The following is a 655-nucleotide window of genomic DNA, read 5'->3' as shown; positions in this document are numbered from 1 at the left end:
ATACCTGTTGCCCTAAATGATTATAGACCTTAATTAATTTTAAATCTGAAACATGCTTAACATAAAGCATATCCTCTACTGGATTTGGGTATACTTGTGCCTTTTGGAATGCATAATCATCAGTAACAGCTAATCTTCTTGAATTAACTGATAAATCGTCGAACCTATAATCCAAAGTCAAAGTAAGTGGAGATGCTGTTACCTCAACCCTAAAGGCCGTGACATCGGTCCAATTTAAGTAAAGCGTTCCGCCTCCTGGGACAGCACCCTCTACTAATGTGACCACCACAGGAGCATTTGTGCCTCCAATAGGGGTAAATGTTAATTCTCTACCGTCCCTCCTTCTAGCATCACTAACAACAATGGAGTTCACATCAACAGATTGGTCAAATGTAAAAATAACCAAGTTAGCACTACCAGTAGCAATTCTAGTACTTCCTAATGAAACAATATTATCAGGTTCACTATCACCATTTTCGAACGTCACTGTAATACCGTCAACAGTTTCGGTTATCAGTTTATGCTCGTCATTAACATCTACGGCCGTTTCCCATCCAAAAATGGTAGAACTATTATTACCAGCAACTGATAAATTGTCGAACGTAAATGCTGCGAGTTCGCTTGCTGATACGGTAAAGGACGTCACGTTAGTCCA

Annotated in this window: 1 protein-coding gene; it reads right to left on the bottom strand. The window is 39.5% G+C overall.

Annotated features, from left to right (window positions below):
- Nucleotides 1–655, bottom strand: a 655-nt coding sequence (locus Q4Q35_RS00780; RefSeq protein WP_496559752.1) for a T9SS type A sorting domain-containing protein, incomplete at both ends; no start/stop codon positions are given.

It is taken from the genome of Flavivirga aquimarina (assembly GCF_030540835.1).
Classification (GTDB): domain Bacteria; phylum Bacteroidota; class Bacteroidia; order Flavobacteriales; family Flavobacteriaceae; genus Flavivirga; species Flavivirga aquimarina.
This window is presented reverse-complemented; position numbering and strand designations above follow the sequence as displayed.